Annotated in this window: 6 protein-coding genes; all 6 read right to left on the reverse strand. The window is 31.3% G+C overall.

What is annotated here, in order from left to right:
• Nucleotides 1-224: hypothetical protein (locus tag EC396_RS17880; protein ID WP_164975262.1), on the reverse strand; the 224-nt coding region annotated here is incomplete at its 3' end.
• A gap of 830 nt (nt 225-1,054) precedes the next feature.
• A complete protein-coding gene (locus EC396_RS11890; RefSeq protein WP_129366910.1) occupies nt 1,055-1,645 on the reverse strand; it encodes a hypothetical protein in 591 nt (196 codons plus the stop codon).
• Nucleotides 1,646-1,747: 102 nt separating this feature from the next.
• Entirely contained in the window at nt 1,748-2,194 is a 447-nt protein-coding gene (locus EC396_RS11895; RefSeq protein ID WP_129366911.1) for a hypothetical protein, read from the reverse strand.
• Nucleotides 2,195-2,203: 9 nt separating this feature from the next.
• Nucleotides 2,204-2,557, reverse strand: coding sequence for a hypothetical protein (locus EC396_RS11900; protein WP_164975263.1), 354 nt, complete (start codon nt 2,555-2,557; stop codon nt 2,204-2,206).
• 4 nt (nt 2,558-2,561) lie between these two features.
• Nucleotides 2,562-5,405, reverse strand: a complete 2,844-nt coding sequence (locus EC396_RS11905) for an RHS repeat domain-containing protein (protein WP_129366913.1) — start codon at nt 5,403-5,405, stop codon at nt 2,562-2,564.
• Nucleotides 5,381-5,670, reverse strand: a 290-nt coding sequence (locus tag EC396_RS17885; protein ID WP_164975264.1) for a DUF6443 domain-containing protein, incomplete at its 5' end; no start/stop codon positions are given. The genes EC396_RS17885 and EC396_RS11905, both read right to left, overlap by 25 nt.

Genomic DNA, 5,670 nt, shown 5'->3' on the forward strand with positions numbered 1-5,670 from the left:
TGGTATTTTAAAGTAATAGGAATGCTTAAATCACCTGATTGAATGGTATATAAAGGAATTTCAATTTGAGGGAGTCCAGTAGAAAGATTAACAGGGTAGGCGCCAAACTTTCCCAATTCAGCAGCTGTAGGTGATGAAGGGAAAATTTCAGGAAGCTTAAATTCCTGAGAAAATAAATTACTGTTAAATAAGAGCAAACAAATAATAATAAAAGTATTTCTCATGTCATTTTTTTTAGGTTAAATAAATTTTGAAGCTTTAAATGTTTTGATTTTTTTAAGACAGCGAATAGATTGAATTTTTAAAACCCTAAAATTAAACACTCAAAAGCAATCATCGCAAATGAAACACCTTTGTATTTGTAATGACATTCCTTAGTGTTTGACTTGAAAAATGAAATTCCACCTTTCCTAACTGATCACTGAGCGGAGTCGAAGTGTCTGTTGGCACAAATTTGCAATCTGTGACACCTTATACTATTGTATTATAGCGTTAGTAATAAAGTAAAACTACCTTATGTTAGTGCGGATTTGAAATCCGTGCAAGTATCTTATTAGCATAGCTCATCTGCTATAGCAGATTTGTAATCTGTGACGATTTATTTAAAGCTTCTTAAAAGTCAAAACCATTTCCTAGTTTATAGAAAATGGTTTTGTATGTTCTTAATTGTTACGGGCACGGAATGCAATTCCGCGCTATAATTATACGTGCGTTGGCGCAGATTTGTAATCTGTGACAAATGCAATATTATAAATACGATAAAACCACTTTCTATTTTACTAAAAAGTGGCTTTGTTTTATTACTTATCGTTACGAGCACGGAAAACATTTCCGCGCTATCGTTGTGTGTTACATATCCGCGCCATCGGGTAATTAACTCTTATGATAAAACCATTTTAGAAAAAATAAATTTATTAGAACAATTAGAACCTACTGAAAAATCTGCATTTTACATAATGCTTGATGCTCTTATTACAAAGAAAAAATTAAAAGATAATTTGACTAATGCTCTGCAAGGAATATAAAAAAAAGCCCTCATTTGAGGGCTTAATGTTTAATAAATTTTTATTAATTTTTCTTTGAAAGAAAATAAATTATAAAACTCTTTTGTTGGTGGTATAAAAACTTTTTTTTCATCGCTCAATGGCTCATTTTCAAGATATTTACCAAAATATAATTTAATATTTAATTTATCAATTTGTGATTTATTAAGTGGAAAATTTAAAGTTATTATTGTTTTCTCTTTCGGTTTTATTTTCTGAAGTCCAATTTCATCACCTGTTGTAATAAATGGCTCATCATTTTCGTTTTCTATATAATATTTAGTAACCGATTCACTGTAAAAAGGTTTAAAATCTACTATTAAATCGTTTTCCTTTATATTAATTATTGGAAAATCTCTTTTATCTAAATCTCCTTTATATGAATCCATCACATAATAATCAATAGAGTCCATATTATTGATTTCTAATGTAACACTTGCCATTCCTCTTTGAGTTGATGTATTTAAAACATTAATAATTATTTCATCCACCTCCATCACTTCAATAGTTTGTGTTTTACTGTTAGTACAAGAGAATACAAGTATAGAAATAATATTAAAAATCAATATCATTTTAATTACTATTATTTGGGTATACTTCATAGGACGCTCTTTGTTTTACTCCTTGTTCTTTTCTTATTGTGTTCTCGGATTATAGTTCAAAGACAGAAAACATACGGTGATGGAACAATAAAAATATTATTTTTATCTTAAAAATCCTTCGGAATTGACATTGTAGCCAATTATTTTAATTTCCTTTCCTTCTTTTAATAAATTTATAGTTTCTTTAGCATTAAATGACTCATAACTTACATCGTAAATCAATAAATACACAGACGACGGATTATTACCAACAACACGTTTAGTTTTCCAATCGATTAATTTTTTGTTTTTATATTCTCCTAAATCACTATTAGTCTTTATGAAAATATTATTGAGAATTTGTCTATTGGTTACCTTGAAAAAACTCTCACTAAATAGTTTTTCTGCTTTTTTATAGTCTTTTTTACCGATGTAATTATACAGCTTTTCTGTTGTTTTCTCTGCTTTTATTTTTTCTGATACTTCATCTACATAGGTGCCGTTAAAACTACACTCTGTACAAAAAAAAGAAACGACTATAACAATAATAATAACTACTATTTTTTTCATTTTTTTAAATCATTTATTACAAAACCATTTAATAGGAAAAAGTCCTGAAGGTTTTACTTTAAGATGCAAAAAATATTCACCTTGATCATTTTTTTTATAAATGTATAAATATTTAGAACATTTACCTTTAATTAATTTATCACCAACATCAACTCCTGCATTTGCAGAAACAATATAATTCCATAATGAAACTTCTTGCTCATTATTATAAAATATTAATCTTTTAGTTGGAGTTATTTCAAGTTTTGTTATAGTGAAATTATAATCTGACTTACACTCATTTCTTGTCTGAATAAATGTATTTATAAAAACGAATAAAACTACTCCTAAAAAAATATAAATCATTATATGCTTTTTTTTCATAGAATTACTCTTTTTCATACTGAGATTTAAATACAGGAAAAGAATAACTAACACCTCCTGTACCACCTGCACCTATTGATGCACCACCAGCAATACCTGCGTTTATCCAAGTTGGAGAACTTATAAGAGGCTTGCCTGAAAAACCAACAGAACCCGTTATAGAACCTCCTAAACCTGCACCAGCATCAACACTACCATACGCATTCCAGCCAAGTAATCCATTACTTGCATCACCAGGATTTAGACTTCTTAAATCTGTTGTTGGAAAATACCCTATACCCACACCAACTAAAGCATCGCCAGAAACATTTGGACCTGCTTGAACACCTGTTGTTGCAGTTACATAAGGAACTAAACTTGCATCGTGACCTCTCGTAATCCAATTAAATGATAATTCCTCACTAACTCCTGCAATTGCAGTAACAGATGTTGATAATGAAAAAGAAATCTTATCGGGAACTGCTAGTCTAGATATAGGACTATTCCATAAATCAGATAGTATTGAGGTTTCGGCTGGTTCAATTTTAAAATTATTTGCATTAGGGTCAATAGAAACTGATTTCCCGACAGCTTTGCTATTTGAGTTTACAGTATAATAACCTGAAAAAGAATAATGTTCTCTTGAGCTATCGGTATATTTATATTGTTCGTATGCTTTCTTATCAGCTCTCCAAAAATAAACTCCTGTATTATCAATAAATTGAGGTATTCCATTTTTAGGTGGCTCTGGAGCTCTACCATCAGGGTCAATTAAATTGATAGGATTGTTCATGGTGTAGTTGTACGGAGACCACTCTGGAAACTTCTCCGCTAGTGGGTCAATATTCATCCAACGTCCTAGAGCAGGGTCATAGTTACGTGCAGTGATATCTATCCATCCAAGACCTAACTCATCTTGCTCTTCCTTACCACCAAAACCATACTTGTGGTCTCTCATTGCTCCTTGAACGTTATTATACCCTTTATGTTTTAAGCCAAAAGGATAGTAGTTATTTTCTTCAACTAATTCGTTAGTATTAGGGTCTGTAGTAACATCAATATCTCCATCATTATTTTTATCATTATAACTCAATCTAATATTCCCAAGATGATCTTTATATTGGTAAATATAATTAAAACCAGCGCCATAATTACTAGCATTTTCAGGTTCAACATAGCCTTCCGGTTGGTTAAAGAATTTTAAATCTCCACCTTCATAAATATAATTACCCGCATATTCGGTTGTTGCACCTGTACTCACAATCTTTTTTAGTTTTACGCCTGTTGCATCGTAAAAATAAGAAATATTTCCGTTATTTAGTGTTACTTTAGTTAGTAAATTTAAATGGTTGTAGGTAATACTTGTTATTCCTTTGTTATCATCTTTAGTCATATTGCCATTTACATCATAAGTATAATCTGTTGTAGAATCTATTCCTGCTCCTATTAGGTCATCTTTAAAACCATAGGTGTCATTACCTGCATCAGATACTATTTGTAATTTGTTACTATTAGAACTATAGGTGTAAGTTAGTTTATCCATATCACCAATTGAATTAGAGCTATTAATCACCCCTCGTCTATTAAGATGTTTAATATTTCCATTTAAATCATAATCTATTCCAGTTACATTGTATTCATTGGTTTGCTCAATAAAACTACTTCCTGTACTATTGGCTCGTCTAAATCCTCCTTCTGTTATGCGATTAAGCGCATCATATTGATATGCATAACCACGTTTACGGTTTCCGTATGTTTCGGAATTTGCTGTACGCCAAATTGTTTCACTTATATTTCCATTATACAATGCAGACACACCCATCCCCATTTCAGTAGTATTGTAATTTAGTTTAAAAGCAAACAAATCAGTCCCTAAGCTGGTTGGGTTGTTTATTTGTTTTAACCAACCACGAATGTTGTAGGTGTAATCAACAGTTTGTAATCTTGATTGGGTAGTTTTACCTCCAACACCTTTACTTGTAAGTTGCCCTAATTCATCGTACGTATTTGAAACTATTACCTGCTCTGGGTTAGTATCAATAGTTTGTTTTTGAGTTAAAAGCCTTCCTACATGGTCGTAAGTAAAAGTATCTACAGTAGTAATAGTGCTCTTGCCTGTTTTAGCATGTGTTGTAGTTGTTTTATCTACTTTACCTGTAAAATCTAAGGTACTTTTTACAACATCGGTAGTTGCTAAATAATTATTTTTACTAGCAACATATATAGACCTACCTTTTACATCATAACCAGTAATGGTAGTAATCCAATTAGATGTACCCAATACTCTAACCTTGCTGCCTGTTGCCAATCCTTTGGTTAATAATTTACTAGTATTATTGTAGTTCAAAATGGCTTGCCCGTCCCAAGAACTAGGCAAACTTAAGCCATCTTTATCAAAGGTGTAATCATCGTAGTAATTGATGGTGTAAATTTCAGTTATCCAACTTGTTGGGAATGCTCCATTATTGTAATACATTGATTTATCACCAACAGTAAAAGCATAATCTATTTTCGTGACATTTTGAGAACCTACACTATCTGCTATTTGCTGTAAAGTTATTCTTGAAGCGTTATTAACAATTACCCCCGTATATGCCACTCTTCCAAATACATCATATTTTGTAAATAACCATTTACCTTGCGCATTTAATAATGCATCTTGTGTTAAAATAGGTTGGTCTAATTTGTTGTATACAATATACTCTTTTCCTTTACCCGGAATCTTTTTTTCAACCAATCGGTTTCTTTGGTCATATACATACTGGTAACCAAGCTCACTTAATTGGCTATTAATAGTTGATACACTAGCTGTAGTGGCTTCCATTTCAGGAGACAATACATAGGTTAAATTACCAAAATCATCATACACATAATAAGTGTCGTGTTTGGATCTGCATCACTATTTTTATTAACAGCCCAATCTGCACCTGGAGCGCCTTGTTCCAATACCCTATTTAAAGGTGAAGCTTCATAATTTTTCTCTGAATATGGGTTAGTTGTATTTTCGTATTTAGAAACGTTGTAAAAAGATTCTGTACTACTTAATGCATTGGTTTGATAAGTTCCACCACTAGTTGCGATGGCATACGGTAAATAATCTTTGTTTTGTCTACCAAATTCATACAGTTTGTAAT

It is taken from the genome of Lutibacter sp. HS1-25, assembly GCF_004121075.1.
Taxonomy (GTDB): domain Bacteria; phylum Bacteroidota; class Bacteroidia; order Flavobacteriales; family Flavobacteriaceae; genus Lutibacter.